21 protein-coding genes are annotated in these 15,678 nt (G+C 62.6%); 15 read left to right on the top strand and 6 right to left on the bottom strand.

The window, feature by feature from the left end; translation table 11 throughout:
• Positions 1 to 20 precede the first annotated feature (20 nt).
• On the bottom strand, positions 21 to 989 hold the full coding sequence (locus D9M09_RS18460; protein WP_121670086.1) for a LysR family transcriptional regulator: 969 nt from the start codon (positions 987 to 989) through the stop codon (positions 21 to 23).
• A gap of 106 nt (positions 990 to 1,095) precedes the next feature.
• Here D9M09_RS18460 and D9M09_RS18455 point away from each other — a divergent pair, with 106 nt between their 5' ends.
• From D9M09_RS18455 to D9M09_RS18385, 15 genes are all read left to right on the top strand, one after another.
• Positions 1,096 to 1,629 carry a VOC family protein gene (locus D9M09_RS18455; protein ID WP_070224143.1) on the top strand — a complete coding sequence of 178 codons (534 nt, stop codon included), beginning with the start codon at positions 1,096 to 1,098 and terminating at the stop codon, positions 1,627 to 1,629.
• Between the two features lie 52 nt (positions 1,630 to 1,681).
• Entirely contained in the window at positions 1,682 to 2,704 is a 1,023-nt protein-coding gene (locus tag D9M09_RS18450) for a fumarylacetoacetate hydrolase family protein (protein WP_121670085.1), read from the top strand.
• A 14-nt stretch (positions 2,705 to 2,718) separates the two neighbouring features.
• Complete coding sequence (gene maiA / locus D9M09_RS18445) at positions 2,719 to 3,369, top strand: maleylacetoacetate isomerase (protein WP_121670084.1); 651 nt, start codon at positions 2,719 to 2,721, stop codon at positions 3,367 to 3,369.
• Between the two features lie 140 nt (positions 3,370 to 3,509).
• Complete coding sequence (locus D9M09_RS18440) at positions 3,510 to 4,289, top strand: uracil-DNA glycosylase (RefSeq protein WP_121670083.1); 780 nt, start codon at positions 3,510 to 3,512, stop codon at positions 4,287 to 4,289.
• A gap of 38 nt (positions 4,290 to 4,327) precedes the next feature.
• Positions 4,328 to 4,879 (top strand): NADAR family protein, encoded by a 552-nt coding sequence (locus tag D9M09_RS18435; RefSeq protein ID WP_099410984.1) that lies wholly within the window; start codon positions 4,328 to 4,330, stop codon positions 4,877 to 4,879.
• 189 nt (positions 4,880 to 5,068) lie between these two features.
• Positions 5,069 to 5,545 carry a Fe-S cluster assembly transcriptional regulator IscR gene (gene iscR, locus D9M09_RS18430; protein WP_034750086.1) on the top strand — a complete coding sequence of 159 codons (477 nt, stop codon included), beginning with the start codon at positions 5,069 to 5,071 and terminating at the stop codon, positions 5,543 to 5,545.
• 40 nt (positions 5,546 to 5,585) lie between these two features.
• Positions 5,586 to 6,842: an IscS subfamily cysteine desulfurase gene (locus D9M09_RS18425; RefSeq protein ID WP_070224138.1), complete on the top strand. Its 1,257-nt coding sequence runs from the start codon at positions 5,586 to 5,588 to the stop codon at positions 6,840 to 6,842.
• 175 nt (positions 6,843 to 7,017) lie between these two features.
• Entirely contained in the window at positions 7,018 to 7,407 is a 390-nt protein-coding gene (iscU, locus tag D9M09_RS18420) for a Fe-S cluster assembly scaffold IscU (RefSeq protein ID WP_034779562.1), read from the top strand.
• 51 nt (positions 7,408 to 7,458) lie between these two features.
• The gene (gene iscA, locus D9M09_RS18415) at positions 7,459 to 7,779 is read left to right on the top strand and encodes an iron-sulfur cluster assembly protein IscA (RefSeq protein WP_034750079.1); all 321 of its coding nucleotides are present in this window, start codon (positions 7,459 to 7,461) and stop codon (positions 7,777 to 7,779) included.
• Positions 7,780 to 7,845: 66 nt separating this feature from the next.
• Positions 7,846 to 8,361 carry a Fe-S protein assembly co-chaperone HscB gene (gene hscB, locus D9M09_RS18410; RefSeq protein ID WP_121670082.1) on the top strand — a complete coding sequence of 172 codons (516 nt, stop codon included), beginning with the start codon at positions 7,846 to 7,848 and terminating at the stop codon, positions 8,359 to 8,361.
• Positions 8,362 to 8,469: 108 nt separating this feature from the next.
• A complete protein-coding gene (gene hscA / locus D9M09_RS18405; protein WP_121670081.1) occupies positions 8,470 to 10,350 on the top strand; it encodes a Fe-S protein assembly chaperone HscA in 1,881 nt (626 codons plus the stop codon).
• 71 nt (positions 10,351 to 10,421) lie between these two features.
• A complete protein-coding gene (fdx, locus tag D9M09_RS18400) occupies positions 10,422 to 10,763 on the top strand; it encodes an ISC system 2Fe-2S type ferredoxin (protein ID WP_070311300.1) in 342 nt (113 codons plus the stop codon).
• A 1-nt stretch (position 10,764) separates the two neighbouring features.
• Entirely contained in the window at positions 10,765 to 10,959 is a 195-nt protein-coding gene (gene iscX / locus D9M09_RS18395; RefSeq protein ID WP_070288776.1) for a Fe-S cluster assembly protein IscX, read from the top strand.
• Positions 10,946 to 11,863, top strand: a complete 918-nt coding sequence (locus tag D9M09_RS18390; RefSeq protein ID WP_070311301.1) for a class I SAM-dependent methyltransferase — start codon at positions 10,946 to 10,948, stop codon at positions 11,861 to 11,863. The genes iscX and D9M09_RS18390 overlap by 14 nt, the downstream gene beginning before the upstream one ends.
• 209 nt (positions 11,864 to 12,072) lie before the next feature.
• A complete protein-coding gene (locus D9M09_RS18385; protein WP_121670080.1) occupies positions 12,073 to 12,831 on the top strand; it encodes an rRNA pseudouridine synthase in 759 nt (252 codons plus the stop codon).
• Here the strand turns inward: D9M09_RS18385 and D9M09_RS18380 are convergent.
• From D9M09_RS18380 to D9M09_RS18360, 5 genes are read right to left on the bottom strand one after another with little or no spacing between them, the layout of a single operon-like run.
• Complete coding sequence (locus D9M09_RS18380) at positions 12,828 to 13,265, bottom strand: group III truncated hemoglobin (protein ID WP_121670079.1); 438 nt, start codon at positions 13,263 to 13,265, stop codon at positions 12,828 to 12,830. The two genes, D9M09_RS18385 and D9M09_RS18380, sit on opposite strands and share 4 nt — an antisense overlap.
• Positions 13,266 to 13,317: 52 nt before the next feature.
• Positions 13,318 to 13,854, bottom strand: a complete 537-nt coding sequence (locus tag D9M09_RS18375; protein ID WP_121670078.1) for an RDD family protein — start codon at positions 13,852 to 13,854, stop codon at positions 13,318 to 13,320.
• Positions 13,844 to 14,611, bottom strand: a complete 768-nt coding sequence (locus D9M09_RS18370) for a DUF3106 domain-containing protein (protein WP_070288771.1) — start codon at positions 14,609 to 14,611, stop codon at positions 13,844 to 13,846. The genes D9M09_RS18375 and D9M09_RS18370 overlap by 11 nt, the downstream gene beginning before the upstream one ends.
• The gene (locus D9M09_RS18365) at positions 14,612 to 15,016 is read right to left on the bottom strand and encodes a DUF3619 family protein (RefSeq protein ID WP_070288770.1); all 405 of its coding nucleotides are present in this window, start codon (positions 15,014 to 15,016) and stop codon (positions 14,612 to 14,614) included.
• On the bottom strand, positions 15,013 to 15,582 hold the full coding sequence (locus tag D9M09_RS18360; protein WP_034779551.1) for an RNA polymerase sigma factor: 570 nt from the start codon (positions 15,580 to 15,582) through the stop codon (positions 15,013 to 15,015). The genes D9M09_RS18365 and D9M09_RS18360 overlap by 4 nt, the downstream gene beginning before the upstream one ends.
• Positions 15,583 to 15,678: the final 96 nt, after the last annotated feature.

Here is a 15,678-nt window from a genome sequence, read left to right as displayed (position 1 = left end):
GGATAAGGGGCGATGCGCCATTATAAAGGGGCGCCGGCGAGGCCGCCGGCCGGCGGGGTGTCGCGGGCGGCCGGGCCGCCCGCTCCCACGTTCCACTCGTGCGTCTCGACAAAGCGGAACAGGAAGGCCATGAAGCTTTCGGCGGCCGGCGACAGCGAACGCCCCGTCTTCGTGTAGACGAAAAAGCGCCGCGTCAGTTCCGGCTCGTGCAGGGTGCGCATGTGCAATTTGTAGAGTTTGACCATCGGTTCCGCGTACGGCAAGCAGACCGTGATGCCGAGGTTGGCGCTGACCATGGCCAGCGCCGTCGTCATGAAGGTCACTTCGTTATAGGGATTGAGCGACAGTTCGCGAAACGCGCCGTGCATGTCGCGCAGCAAACGCTCTGTGAACTGGCCCTGCAGCGAAATGAACGGGTAGTCGCCCACGTCGGCCCAGGTCACGCGCTCTTTCTGCTGCAGCGGATGCTGCTCGGGGAAGACCAGTACGAAGGGCATCTCGAACAGCACTTGCGCGGCGATTTCCGCCGTCGGATCGCGCTCGGGGCCGATGCCGAAATCGACTTCGCCGCTGAAGACGCGCGCCGACACGTTTTCCACGGGGCAGTCGACCAGGCGCAGCTGCACCTCCGGGTGCGCCTGGCGGTAGGCGGCGATCACTTCCGGCAGCAGGGTGCACGCCATCATCTGCGGCGCGGCGATGCGCACCAGGCCCGTCTTCAGGGCCTTGCGCTGGGCGATGCCGGCCATGGCGCCGTCGAGGTCCTCGATCATCTTTTCAAACAGCGGATACAGTTCGCGGCCGATTTCCGACAGCTGCGTCTTGCGCGTGCTGCGCTCGACCACGCGCACGCCCAGCACGCTTTCCAGTTCCTTGATCAAGCCGCTCAAGGCGGATTGCGTCACGTGCAGATATTCGGCGGCCAGGGTAAAGCTGCCGGTCTTGGCCAGCGCCACGAAGGCGCGCATCTGTCGCAGGCTGGGACTCATAAGATAATCCGATAAATCGATGGTTAAAAATTGTTTGTATGATAGCTGTAACTCGATTCTAATGGTGAAAAGCTGAAAAACCCGCCATCCATCGGAGACAGACATTATGAAGATCAAGCAAATCCACCACGTCGCCTACCGCTGCATCGACGCGAAGAAAACCGTCGAGTGGTACGTCAAGCATTTGAACATGAATTTCGTCCTCGCCATCGCCGAAGACCTGGTGCCGTCGACCAAGGCGCCGGACCCGTACATGCACGTCTTCCTCGACGCGGGTCAGGGCAATGTGCTGGCCTTTTTTGAACTGCCGACGCAGCCGCCGATGGACCGCGACCGCAATACCCCGGCCTGGGTGCAGCACCTGGCGCTGGAAGTGGGCAGCATGGAGGAACTGCTGGCCGCCAAGGAGCGCCTGGTAGCCGCCGGCATCGAGGTGCTGGGCCCGGTGAACCACGCCATCTTCCAGTCGATCTATTTCTTCGACCCCAACGGCCACCGCCTGGAACTGGCGGCCAACGTGGGCACGCCCGAGATGATGGCCAAACTAGACGCCGTCAAATGGGAAATGCTGGAAGAATGGTCGCAGACGCGCCGCGCGCCGAAGCACGCCGCCTGGATGCACGCGCCGGCCGAAGCCTGAGCGCCGCCCACGGCATCCATCTGAACACTACGCCTCAAAAGGAACACACTCCATGAAACTCGCAACCCTGAAAAACGGCAGCCGCGACGGCGCCCTGATCCTCGTCAGCCGCGACCTGCGCCAGTACCAGCGCGTGGCCGCCATCGCTCCCACCCTGCAGGCGGCGCTCGACAACTGGGACGCTGTGGCGCCCAAGCTCGAAACCGCCTACGCGGCCTTGAACGCGGGCCAGGCGCCGGACGCGCAGCCGTTTGATGCCAATCTGTGCCACTCGCCGCTGCCGCGCGCCTACCAGTGGGCCGACGGTTCGGCCTACATCAACCACGTGGAACTGGTGCGCAAGGCGCGCAACGCGGAAGTGCCGGCCTCGTTCTACACGGACCCGCTGATGTACCAGGGCGGCTCCGACAGCTTTATCGGCCCGCGCGACCCCATCTTCGCCCTGTCGGAAGAGTGGGGCATCGACCTGGAAGCGGAAGTGGCGGTGATCACGGGCGATGTGGCCATGGGCGCCGGCGCGGCCGACGCGGCGAAAGCGATCCGCCTGGTGATGCTGGTCAACGATGTCTCCTTGCGCAACCTGATCCCGGGCGAACTGGCCAAGGGTTTCGGTTTCTTCCAGTCGAAGGCGGCCAGCGCGTTTTCGCCCGTCGCCGTCACGCCCGATGAACTGGGTGCCGACTGGGCGGACAGCAAGCTGCACCTGCCGCTGCTGGTGGACTTGAACGACAAACCGTTCGGCAAACCGAATGCGGGCGAAGACATGACCTTCAATTTTGCGCAGCTCGTCGCCCATGCGGCGAAGACGCGCGAACTGGGCGCCGGCAGCATCGTCGGCTCCGGCACCGTGTCGAACAAGCAGGGCAACCTGTTCGGCTCCAGCATCGAAAACGGCGGCGTCGGTTACTGCTGCCTGGCCGAAGTGCGCATGTATGAAACCATCGAACACGGCGCGCCGAAGACGGCTTACCTGCAGTTCGGCGACACGGTGCGCATCGAGATGCGCGACGCGGCGGGCGCCAGCATCTTCGGCAGCATCGAGCAAACCGTGGCCCTGTACGCCGGCCGCGCCTGAGGGGAGGGCGCCCCATGAAGCTGTACACCTATTTCCGCAGTTCGGCCGCCTACCGCGTGCGCATTGCCTTGAATTTGAAGGGTATCGCCTACGACAGCATCCCCGTGCACCTGCTGCAGGACGGCGGCCAGCAGCTGCTGCCGGCCTACCGCGCCGTCAACCCGTCGGCCCTGGTGCCGGCGCTCGACGACGAGGGCGCCATCCTGACGCAGTCGCTGGCCATGCTCGAATACCTAGATGAAACGCGGCCAGCCGTGCCGCTGCTGCCGGCGGATGCGCTGGGACGCGCCCGCGTGCGCGCGCTGGCGCTGGCGATTGCCTGCGACGCCCATCCGTTGACGAATCTGCGCGTCCTGAAATACCTGAAAAACACCCTGGGGCTGTCGGACGAGGCCAAGCAGGAATGGTACCGCCACTGGATGGCCGAGGGACTGGCGGCCGTGGAAGCGCTGCTGGCGCAGGGCGATCCGGCCGGAGTTGGCCTGTTCTGTCATGGCGACAGCCCGACGATGGCCGACTGCTGCCTGGTGCCGCAGGTATTCAATGCCCAGCGCTTCGCCATCGACCTGGCGCCGTACCCGCGCGTGGCGCGCATCCACGCGCATTGCGCCGGCTTGCCGGCCTTTGCCGTCGCCCATCCGTCGCAGCAGCCTGACGCCGAGTAAGTTTGAGCCGCATCAAACGTAAGCCGCCCCGGCCAGCATGCAGGCCGGGGCTTTTTTATGCGGAATTGATTTTGTGCAGTCAATGCCTGCTTGCCGGTAGGCTACAATTTGCGTTTGCCCAAATATTTTACTGACGCGCCATGACCGCAACAACCGTTCCTGCCAGCATCACCGATGCCCTGTCCCTGGCGCACGCTTCCTGGCGTCCCGTCCTGCTGCGCGGCTTGCACGCCGTGATGGCGGCCGATCCCGCCTATTTGCCGGCGCTGGCCGCTGACGATTACCTGCCCACGCAGGGCCGGCTGTTCGCCGCCTTTGCCCTGCCGCTGGCGCGGGTGCGCTACGTGCTGGTGGGCGAGGGGCCGTATCCGCGTGCCGACAGCGCCACGGGCGTGTGCTTCATGGATGGCGCCGTCGGCAGCCTGTGGTCGGCCACGGGCCTGTCGAAACCCGTCAACCGCGCCACCTCCTTGCGCAACTTCATGAAGATGCTGCTGGTGGCCGATGGCCAGCTGCAGGCTGGCGACACCTCGGGCGTCGCCATGGCGCCCGTGGCCGCCGCCGCGCTGCAAGCCGGCAGCGGCGTCATCCAGACCCTGCCCGACTTGCAGCGCAAGATGACGGAGCAGGGCTTCTTGTTGCTCAACGCGGCGCTGGTATTCCGTTCCCACGTGCCGCCCGTGCAGGATGCGCGCGGCTGGCTGCCCTTCCTGCAGGTGGTGCTGGAAGCGCTGGCGCAGCAGGGCGGGGCGGCCTTGCCGCAACTGGTGCTGTGGGGCAAGATTGCCGAGCTCATCAAACGCTTGCCGGTGGCCGCAGCCTTGCCGCAGGTGACGGCGGAACATCCGTATAATCTGTCCTTTATCGGCAACAGCGACATGCAGGCCCTGTTTGGGCCGATGCAACTGTTGCGTGCTTGAGCTTGAATCATCGCCTGTCTGGCGGAAGTGCGGGGAATATGCAAATCAGTAACGTGGAAGAATTGAAGGCGTGGATCGCGGCGGGCGGCGAGCCCGACTATCTGTATTTCTGGGGCCACACGCCGGCGCAGCCGCAGGTGCCCGACAAAAGCTGCTTCAGCCAGTGGTTTCCGTCGCCGTTCAGCCTCGCTGGCGTGACGTATGCCACGGCCGAGCACTACATGATGGCGCAAAAGGCGGCCCTGTTCGGCGACACGGCCGTGCAGGCGCGCATCGTGGCGGCCGCCCGGCCGTCGGAAGTGAAGAAGCTGGGGCGCGAAGTGGCCAATTTTGACGCCAGGGCGTGGGAGGCGGCGCGCGCCGGCATCGTCTTCGATGGCAACTTCGCCAAGTTCTCGCAAAAAGCCGCGCTGCGCAAATTCTTGCTGGGCACGGGCGAGCGCGTCATCGTCGAAGCCAGTCCCGTCGACCGCATCTGGGGCGTGGGCCTGGCGTCGGACAATCCGCGCATCCTGGACCCCGCCACCTGGGACGGCTTGAACCTGCTGGGGTTTGAGTTAATGAAAGTACGTAGCGCTCTGCGTGCCTGAGCAGTATTGTTGTTTTCCTGATGCCGCCGCGCCTGGCGCGGCCGGCCATGCCCCTTCCAGCCCTGTGGTCATCGAGGGGCGCTCTGACAAACCCCGCCGAATTTGTTATACTTGACTAAATCATTCAACTACTCGGGGTTTGAGGAGTTGAAAAACCGCAATATTTTAAACCAGTTGACCAGAGGATGTATGCGTCTGACTACAAAAGGCCGTTTTGCCGTGACAGCGATGATCGATCTTGCCCTGCGCCAGGGCAAGGGACCGGTCACCTTGTCCGGCATCAGCCAGCGCCAGTCGATTTCCCTGTCCTACCTGGAGCAGCTGTTCGGCAAGCTGCGCCGGCATGAGATCGTCGAATCGATCCGCGGTCCGGGCGGCGGCTACAGCCTGGCGCGCCGTGCCGACAAGGTGACGGTGGCCGACATCATCATCGCCGTCGACGAGCCGCTCGATGCCACGCAGTGCGGCGGCAAGGAGCATTGCCACGGCGCCGACGCGGCCACGGGCGCGCGCTGCATGACGCATGAATTGTGGTCCACGCTCAACGAAAAAATGGTCGATTATCTGGATTCTGTGTCCTTGCAGGACCTGGTCGACCAGCAGAGACAAAAGATTGCCGAACAAAGCGTGATGGTGATGCACCGTAACCACGCCGCCATCGGTTGAACATAACAAAATACCAAGTTGCTGATTGCAGGAGTTATTGATGAACGCCCCAGAAAAAAACGTAGGACAAGTGCACTTTGAAACCGCACCGCATTTCCCGATCTACATGGATTACTCGGCCACCACGCCGATCGATCCACGCGTCGCCGACAAGATGATTCCCTACCTGCGCGAGCAGTTCGGCAATCCGGCATCGCGCAGCCACATGTATGGCTGGACGGCGGAAAAAGCCGTGGAAGAGGCACGCGGCCACGTGGCGGCCCTGGTGAACGCCGATCCGCGCGAAATCATCTGGACGTCCGGCGCGACGGAAAGCAACAACCTGGCCATCAAGGGCGCGGCACAGTTCTACAAGACCAAGGGCAAGCACATCATCACCGTCAAGACCGAGCACAAATCGGTGCTCGACACGGTGCGCGAACTGGAACGCATCGGCTTCGAAGCGACCTACCTGGAACCGCAGGACAACGGCCTGATCACCGTCGAGCAGCTGGCCGCGGCCGTGCGCCCGGACACCATCCTCGTGTCGGTGATGCTGGTGAACAATGAAATCGGCGTGATCCAGCCAATCGACGAGATCGGCGCGTTCTGCCGCTCGAAAGGCATCATCTTCCATTGCGACGCCGCGCAAGCGACGGGCAAGGTCGTCATCGACCTGCAAAAGACCAAGGTCGACCTGATGACCTTCACGGCGCACAAAACCTACGGCCCGAAAGGCGTGGGCGCCCTGTACGTCTGCCGCAAGCCGCGCGTACGCCTGGAAGCGCAGATGCACGGCGGCGGCCATGAGCGCGGCCTGCGCTCGGGCACCTTGCCGACGCACCAGATCGTCGGCATGGGCGAAAGCTTCCGCATCGCCAAGGAAGAGATGGACAGCGAAATCGGCCGCATCAAGGCCTTGCGCGACCGTCTGGCCAAGGGCCTGCAAGAGATCGAAGAAGTCTACATCAACGGCGACATGGACCACCGCGTGCCGCATAACCTGAACGTCAGCTTCAACTACGTCGAAGGCGAGTCGCTGATCATGGCGATCAAGGATATCGCCGTGTCGTCCGGTTCGGCCTGCACCTCGGCCAGCCTGGAGCCATCGTATGTGCTGCGCGCCCTGGGCCGCAGCGACGAACTGGCGCACAGCTCGATCCGCTTCACCATCGGCCGTTTCTCGACCGAGGAAGACATCGACTTCGCCGTGAACCTGCTGAAATCGAAAGTACACAAATTGCGTGAGCTGTCGCCGCTGTGGGACATGTTCAAAGAAGGAATTGACATTAATTCGATCCAATGGGCAGCCCACTAAAAGCACCTGTTAAACCTACTGCGCGTCGCGATTTGCGGCCTGCGATGCTCACTGTGCTACAGCACAGTTCCGCTTCTCGGCCACAACTCACTGCCGCTCGCTACGGTTTTCCAGGCACTTGAAGATAAATTTGCCTCGTGAACGGGGCCGGCAAGAATATTAAAGGAGCATCAAAATGGCTTACTCGGACAAAGTACTCGATCACTACGAAAACCCGCGCAACGTGGGCGCTTTCGACAAGGGTGATGAAACCATCGGCACCGGCATGGTAGGCGCGCCCGCCTGCGGCGATGTGATGAAACTGCAGATCAAGGTCGGCGCCGATGGCCTGATCGAAGACGCGAAATTCAAGACCTATGGCTGCGGTTCGGCCATCGCGTCGAGCTCGCTGGTAACGGAATGGGTCAAAGGTAAAACCCTGGACCAGGCGCTGGCCATCAAGAACACGCAGATCGCCGAAGAACTGGCCCTGCCGCCAGTGAAGATCCACTGCTCCATCCTGGCGGAAGACGCCATCAAGGCGGCGGTATTGGATTATCAAACGCGTCACCCTGCAGCAGCTTAATCGTTGGTAGCCCGCCCCAGCCGCAAGGCCGGGGCAGTTACGGAGAAATACATGATCACACTGACCGAAAAAGCGGCGAAACACATCAACCGTTATATCGAACGGCGCGGCAAGGGCATGGGCCTGCGCTTCGGCGTGCGCACCACGGGCTGCTCGGGCCTGGCCTACAAGCTCGAATATGTCGATGAGGCGGCGGCCGAAGACAGCGTCTTCGAATCGCACGGCGTGAAAGTCTTCGTCGACCCGAAAAGCTTGCCTTACATCGACGGCACGGAACTCGATTTCGCGCGCGAAGGCTTGAACGAAGGCTTCAAGTTCCACAATCCGAACGAAAAAGACGCCTGCGGCTGCGGCGAGTCCTTCAGGATTTAACCAGCTGGCAAGACCCCGGTCGGTGCGCTGTACCCATCGATTGCGGTACAGCGACCACTGACAATTATGCAAAACCACTTCGAATTATTCCAGTTGCCGGCGCAGTTCGGGCTCGACATGAGCGCGCTCGACGCGGCCTACCGCGACGTGCAGGGCAAGGTCCACCCGGACCGTTTCATCAACGCCAGCAGCGCTGAAAAGCGCGTGGCGATGCAATGGGCCACGCGCGCCAATGAAGCCTATCAAACCCTGAAAAGCCCGCAAAAACGCGCGCAATACCTGTGCGAACTCAATGGCGTCGACCTGCAGACGGAATCGAACACGGCCATGCCCGTCAGCTTCCTGATGCAGCAGATGGAATGGCGCGAGGAACTGGGCGATGCGCGCGCGGGCAAGGATGCCGACGCGCTCGACGCCCTGGACCGCCAGCTGCGCGGCGAACGCAAGGCACTGCTGGCCCAGGTGGCCGCCCAGCTCGACGCCGCCGACTACGTGAATGCGGCGCAAAGCGTGCGCGCCCTGATGTTCCTCGATAAATTCGGCGAGGAAGTGCGTTTTGCCTATGAGGCCATCGAGGCTTGACCCGGCGATCGCTTGACCGGCGTGCCAAGCGCCAGTCCGGCCCCCGTCTTATAATGCGCACCAGGCATCAGCTGCATCACGCAAAAAATTAATCGAGGCACGAATACAATGGCACTTCTGCAAATTTCCGAACCAGGCATGTCGACCGCGCCGCACCAGCACCGCCTGGCCGTCGGCATCGATCTTGGCACCACCAATTCCCTGGTCGCGACCGTGCGCAACAGCATTCCCGAGGTGCTCAACGATGAAGAAGGGCACTCTTTGCTGCCGTCCGTCGTGCGCTACCTGCCGAACGGCCACGCCAACATCGGCTACAAGGCCCTGTCCGCGCAAACCACCGACCCGAAGAACACCATCGTGTCCGTCAAGCGCTTCATGGGCCGCGGCCTGGCCGACATCGCCTACGCGGAAAACCTGCCGTACGACTTCCAGGATACGCCTGGCATGGTGCAGCTGAAAACCGTGGCCGGCGTGAAAAGCCCCGTCGAAGTGTCGGCGCAAATCCTCGCCACCTTGCGCCAGCGCGCGGAAGACTCGCTCGGCGACGACCTGGTGGGCGCCGTGATCACCGTGCCCGCCTACTTTGACGATGCGCAGCGCCAGGCGACGAAAGATGCGGCGCAATTGGCCGGCATCAATGTGCTTCGCCTGCTGAGCGAGCCGACGGCCGCCGCCATCGCGTATGGCCTCGACAACGCCTCCGAAGGCGTGTACGCCGTGTACGACCTGGGCGGCGGCACTTTCGATATCTCGATCCTGAAGCTGAGCAAGGGTGTGTTTGAAGTGCTGTCCACGGGCGGCGACTCGGCCCTGGGCGGCGACGATTTCGACCGCCGCCTGTTCTGCTGGATCAGCGAGCAGGCCAAGCTGGCGCCGCTGTCGGACGAAGACACGGCCATCCTGATGGTGAAAGCGCGCGAAATCAAGGAAACGCTGTCGACCAAGCCGGAAACGATGATCGACGCGGCCCTGAACTCGGGCGAAGAGATCCACCTGCGCATCACGGCCGCGGACTTTGCCGCCATGACGCAGCACCTGGTGGCCAAGACCATGAACGCCATCAAGAAAGCCCTGCGCGACGCGAACGTGGATGCGGACGACGTCGACGGCGTGGTGATGGTGGGCGGCGCCACGCGCATGCCGCACGTGCAGCGCGCCGTGAGCGAATTCTTCCACACGACGCCGCACGCAAATATCGACCCCGATAAAGTGGTGGCGCTGGGCGCGGCCATCCAGGCGAACTTGCTGGCCGGCAACCGTGCCGCCGGCGACGACTGGCTGTTGCTGGACGTGATTCCGCTGTCGCTCGGTATCGAAACCATGGGCGGTCTGGTGGAAAAGATCATTCCGCGCAATTCGACGATACCGTGCGCGCGCGCCCAGGAATTCACGACATTTAAAGATGGCCAGACGGCCCTGGCCGTGCACGTGCTGCAAGGCGAGCGCGAACTGGTCAGCGATTGCCGTTCCCTGGCGCGTTTTGAATTGCGCGGCATTCCGCCGATGGTGGCGGGCGCCGCGCGCATCCGCATCACCTATCAGGTCGATGCGGACGGCTTGCTGTCCGTCTCGGCGCGCGAATTGCGCTCGGGCGTGCAAGCGTCGATCAGCGTCAAGCCGGCCTACGGCCTGGGCGACGACGACATCGCCCGCATGCTGCAGGATTCGTACACCTCGGCCGACACCGACATGGTGGCGCGCGCGCTGCGCGAAGAGCAGGTGGAAGCGGAACGCATCCTGCTGGCCACGCAGTCGGCGCTGGACGAGGACGGCGGCTTGCTCGACGACGCCGAGCGCGTGGCTGTCGATGGCTTGATGCAGAAGGTGCGCGACGCCATTGCGCAGTCGCAAAGCGGCGCCATCGACCACCAGGCATTAAAACTGGCGATCGAGGCACTGGCCGACGGCACCGAGGATTTCGCCTCGCGCCGCATGGACCGCAGCGTGCGTACTGCTCTCACCGGCAAGTCGCTGGATCAGGTCGTATAACACTAATTGAACAGCACGCCGCAGGCACTCGCCGCGGCGGCGCTCCGAATGACAGACTGAAAGAAGAAACCATGCCACAAATCGTTATCCTGCCGCACGCCAAGCTTTGCCCGGACGGCGCCGTCATCGAAGCACCAAGCGGCAAGTCCATTTGCGACATCCTGCTGGAAAACGACATCGACATCGAGCACGCCTGCGAAAAATCGTGCGCCTGCACCACCTGCCACGTGCTGGTGCGCGAAGGCATCGAATCCCTGAACGAAGCGACGGAACTGGAAGAAGACATGCTGGACAAGGCCTGGGGCCTGGAAGCCGTGTCGCGCCTGTCGTGCCAGTCCATCGTGGCCGAGGCCGACCTCGTCGTCGAAATCCCGAAATACACGATCAACCAGGTCAGCGAAGGCAGTCACTAAGATGAAATGGTCCGACATACACGCGATCGCCGAGGCTTTGTTCGACGCGCATCCGGACATCGATCCGCTGACCGTGCGTTTCACCGACCTGCACAACTGGGTGGTGGAGCTGGACGGCTTCGACGATGACCACACGCGCGGCGGCGAAAAAGTGCTCGAAGCGATACAGATGGCGTGGATCGATGAAGCGCGCTAAGGGCGCGGCACCCGCCGCCACCGCAGCCGCTGCGCCGAAAGACGTCATCACGGCCGCCAGCAACATGCCCGAGATCAAGGATGGCCAGTCGGTCGCCCTGCTGCAGGAATTGCACATCCTGACGCGCGACGGCAAGATGAACCAGGACAGCCGCCGCAAGCTCAAGCAGGTGTACCACCTGACGCAGTTCATCGAGCCGCTGCTGCGCGAAGTGCAGCTCGACCACCCCGGCGTGTCCTTGGTCGACCACGGCGCCGGCAAGTCGTATCTGGGTTTCATCCTGTACGATCTGTTCTTCAAGAACGGCAACGACGGTTCGCATATCTACGGCATCGAGACGCGCGAAGAGCTGGTGCAGCGTTCGCAGGAGCTGGCGAAGAAATTCAAGTTTCCCGGCATGTCGTTCCTGCCCCTGTCCGTGGCCGAATCGACGGAGTCGAACCTGCTGCCGCAGCAGATCGACATCGTCACGGCCTTGCACGCGTGCAACACGGCCACCGATGACGCCATCCACTTCGCCCTGAAGAAAAAGGCGAAGTTCATGGTGCTGGTGCCGTGCTGCCAGGCCGAAGTCGCTTCCGTCCTGAAGAAGAACAAGGGCAAGAGCCTGGGCAAGAACGTCTTGACGGAATTGTGGCGCCACCCGCTGCACACGCGCGAGTTCGGCAGCCAGATCACCAACGTGCTGCGCTGTCTGCAGCTGGAAGCCCATGGCTACCAGGTCAGCGTGACGGAACTGGTGGGCTGGGAGCATTCGATGAAGAATGAACTGATCATCGCCAGCTACAAAAACCTGCCGCGCCAGCGCCCCACCGAGCGCCTGCAGGAAGTGCTGCAGACCCTGGGCCTGGAAGAGATGGGCCACCGCTTCTTTGCCGAGGAATTGGCCAAGGCGCAGGCCTGATTGTTGGCTTACGCGGCAAGCCGCTAAGCCAACCTACCAAATCAGTCACGGCCGCGCAGCCCGGGTAGGTCGGGTAGGTCGGATTAGCGCAGCGTAATCCGACAGTCAGCAGCGTAATCCGACAATCACCAGCGCAATCAGCAAAAAGGGGGAGGAGCGGGTCGGTTACAATACCGGCTTTCTCCTCCTCTTGCTTTTTGCGCCTCCCCATGACCACACCTATTGAAATGCCCACCGTCCGCCTGGCCAAGCGCCTGTCTGAAGACGTGCCCTGTTCGCGCCGCGAGGCCGAGCTGTATATCGAGGGCGGCTGGGTCACGGTCGATGGCGTGCTGGTGGAGGAGTCGGGCGCGCGCGTGGCGGATAATCAGGAAGTGGTGCTGTTGCCGAACGCCACCCTCGATGAAATGCCGCCCGTGACGATTTTGCTGCACAAGCCGGCCGGCATCAACGGCGGCGTGGGCGCGGAAGGCAAGCCGGCCCTGAGCTGTTTGCGTCCCGAAGAGATTTTTACGCCGGAGAACGTGGCGCCCAGCTCCATCACGCGCTTCCTCAAGCGCCATTTGATCGGCCTGACCATCACCAATCCGCTCGACACCATGGCGTCCGGCCTGCTGGTGTTCACGCAGGATTTCCGCGTCGCCCGCAAGCTGGTCGATGAAGCGAAAACGGTGGAGCAGGAATTTATCGTGGAAGTGTCGGGCACTATCGCTGAGAATGGCCTTGCGCTGCTCAATTACGGCTTGCCCTTCAATGGCAAGCCTTTGCCGCCGATCAAGGTCAGCTGGCAGAACGAGACGCGCCTGCGCTTCGCCCTGAAAAACGTGCAGCCGGGCCAGATCGCCCATATGTGCAAGATGGTGGGACTGGACGTCGTTGCCATGAAGCGCTTGCGCATCGGCCGCATCCCGATGGGCGCCATGCCCGTGGGGCAATGGCGTTACCTTCAAGGTTACGAGAGGTTCTAAAGCTGCGGCGCTCCGATGGAGTGGTTTTCCGCAAAGCTTTTCCATAGCCGTTCGGCAATATTCAAGGCGATGGTATCGGCTTTCTCCTGCAGGGCCGGGTTGCCCATGCTTTCGGTCGTGGCGAAGAACAGGGTCAGCCAGCGGCGGAACATGCACGGCGTTAGGTTTTCCATATTCGCGTGCTGGGCCAGCGGCTTGCCGTGGTAGCGCATGGTGCCGCGCAGCAAGCCTGACCAGAAATCGACCAATGTTGCCAAGTGGGCATCCCAATCCTTGACCTCGGCGGCAAAGATGGGGCCCAGCATGGCGTCGTCGCGCGCGGCCGCATAAAAGGTGTGGACGAGATGCTTGACGTCGTCTTCGCTGCAGACTTCCTCGCGATAGGCGGCGAAGCGTGTGTGGGGGAGGGGGCGGTATTCTTCATGGCATGCCATGATCGCAGAGCCCCCGTGGCGCTTCAATGACCCAGGTCAAGCCGCATAAAACTCAGGCGGCGACTTTCTTCGCCTTCTTCGCCGGGGCCGGCAATTGCACGATCTGCGTGCCCGCCAGCTTGTCGTGCAGGAATTGCCCGTTGCCGGTGAACAGGGCCGTGGCCGACCAGGCCAGGATGCCCACGCCGATGGCGCCCAAGGCTGTCCAGTGCTGCAAACCGAATACATACGACACCAGCAAGGCTGGCAGCAGCCACATCCATGACAGGATGTAGCGGTACGCGGCCACGCGCAGCGGCACGTGGGCGTGGCCCGGTAGCACGACTTTCAGGTGCCACGTCTTCATGGCCAGGGTTTGCCCTTCGCGGCTCCATTGATGGATGAAATACGCGCCCATGACGAGGAAGGCCAGGCATTGGCGCATGTGTTCCGTCATGGGCGTATGCGCGCCCTGCACGGCCAGTTCAAACAGCAGGAAGGGCAGAAACAGCACGGCCAGGGCCAGCAGCGACTCGTACACCATGGAAATCAGGCGGCGCTTGATCGTGGGATGGGAAGTGATGCTGGCGGCGGGCGTGCTATTTGACATTGGTCGGCAGTGGGGCAGGCGTAACAGGTGGCGTGACAGGCACGGCGGCGGGGGGCGCGGCAGGATCCGTCAGCGGCACGACCGCCGCTGGCGCAGCGGCTGGCGGCAGGACGGGCGCGGCGGCAGGCGCTGCCGGCGTGGCGGGCGGCACGATCACGGGCGGCTTGCTCGTGGTCGAATTGATCGCAGGCACCTTGCCCAGCGGTTTTTTCGGCACGAGTTCCGTCGCCAGCTTTTTCTTTTGATCTTCCGGCAATTGCTGGTATTGCTCCCATTGCGCGGTTTTTTGACCCGGATCAATCTTCTTCGTGCGCGTGTAGTTTTCGCGCACGAGGCGGCGCTGTTCCGGCGTCAGCTTGATCCATTCGCGCATGCGTTCATGCACGCGGATTTGCTCGTCCGCCGTCATCGAGGCAAAACGGCTGGCGATATCGAGCCATTTCTGCTTGCGCAGCGGTTCCAGCTTGTTCCATTCGCCCGCCAGCGGCTGCAGGGCTTCCTGCTGCGCGCGCGACAGCTTGTTCCACGATGGATTCTCGCTGGCCTTGGGCGGCGTGCCGCCCTTGCCGGCTGTGCGGGGCGAACCGGGCTTGACGGCTGAGGCCGGCGCCGGCGCCACCACGGGCGCTGCCGCCACGGGAGGCGCGGCGGGCGCGGGATGTTGCTGCGCGCCTACCCAGGCGGCGCCCGCCAAGGCGCAGGCGCCCAGGCCGATGCCGCCGGCCAGCCAGCCTTTGCGTACGCTCGTGCCTGCCATTTATTGCTCGCGTTTCGTCAGGTAGGCGTTGAAGCCATGGTCCATGTACGCAGACAGCGGCAATTCGTCCGACAGAACGGCGGCATCGATTTCTGCCAGTTCGGCAATATGTTGTTCCTGCTCAAACTGATAGATGCCCACCAGGCCGCCGACGAGCAGCAGCAGGGGGATGATGACGCTCATGCGGCCCAGCCACGACAGCGGCTCGACGAACAGGCTGCTGGCGACGCCGGCGAACACGTTCTGGCGCACGGCGACAGCGGCGGGCGCGTCCGCCTTCTTGCGCGACAGGGCCAGCTTGCGTGCCGCTGCCAGGCGATCGGCGGTCGATGCGGGCAGGTCGTCGAGTTTTTCGTTCAGTGCATGGCGCACTTTGTAAGCGAAATTGAGATCGTCGGTGTTCATAATTTAATTCCCTTGGCTTTCAGCGATTCGGCGAGCGTGTGGGTAGCTCTAGAGCAATGTGTTTTCACGCTACCTTCGGAGCAACCCATCGCTTCCGCTGTTTCAGCCACATCCATGTCCTGCCAATAACGCATGAGGAAGGCTTCGCGTTGACGTGAGGGCAGTTTTTGTACCTCGGCATCAATCAAATCAAGGATTTGCGCGCGTTCGACCTGGTCGGCCGACGATTCGGCGGCGCTGGAGCCCTGTTCCGATTCATACGTGTCAAGTATATCAAAATCTTCATGTTCGTCGCCCGAGGGCTTCATGCCGGAAAACAGGCTGACCCAGGTGTTGCGAACTTTTTCACGGCGGAAATAATCAAGGATGGTGTTCTGCAAGATGCGCTGGAACAGCATCGGCAGCTCGGCGGCCGGCTTGTCGCCGTATTTCTCGGCCAGCTTGATCATGGCGTCCTGCACGATGTCGAGGGCCGATTCTTCCTTGCGGACCGCGTAGGCGGCCTGCTTGAAAGCGCGCCGCTCGACATTTTCTAGAAAGTCGGATAATTCTTTGTCTGTTGCCATGCGGTATGGGGATCTTAGCGGCTGCGGGATGCGGTGGGCGAAATGGGGGCGGGTATGCTTTTTGCAACCCCGTGCATGCTAGCAAAAAATGTGCGT

Source organism: Janthinobacterium agaricidamnosum (genome assembly GCF_003667705.1).
In the GTDB taxonomy this organism is placed as follows: domain Bacteria; phylum Pseudomonadota; class Gammaproteobacteria; order Burkholderiales; family Burkholderiaceae_D; genus Janthinobacterium.
Note: the sequence above shows the minus strand (reverse complement) of the source record. Positions and strands in the feature narration are given on the sequence as shown.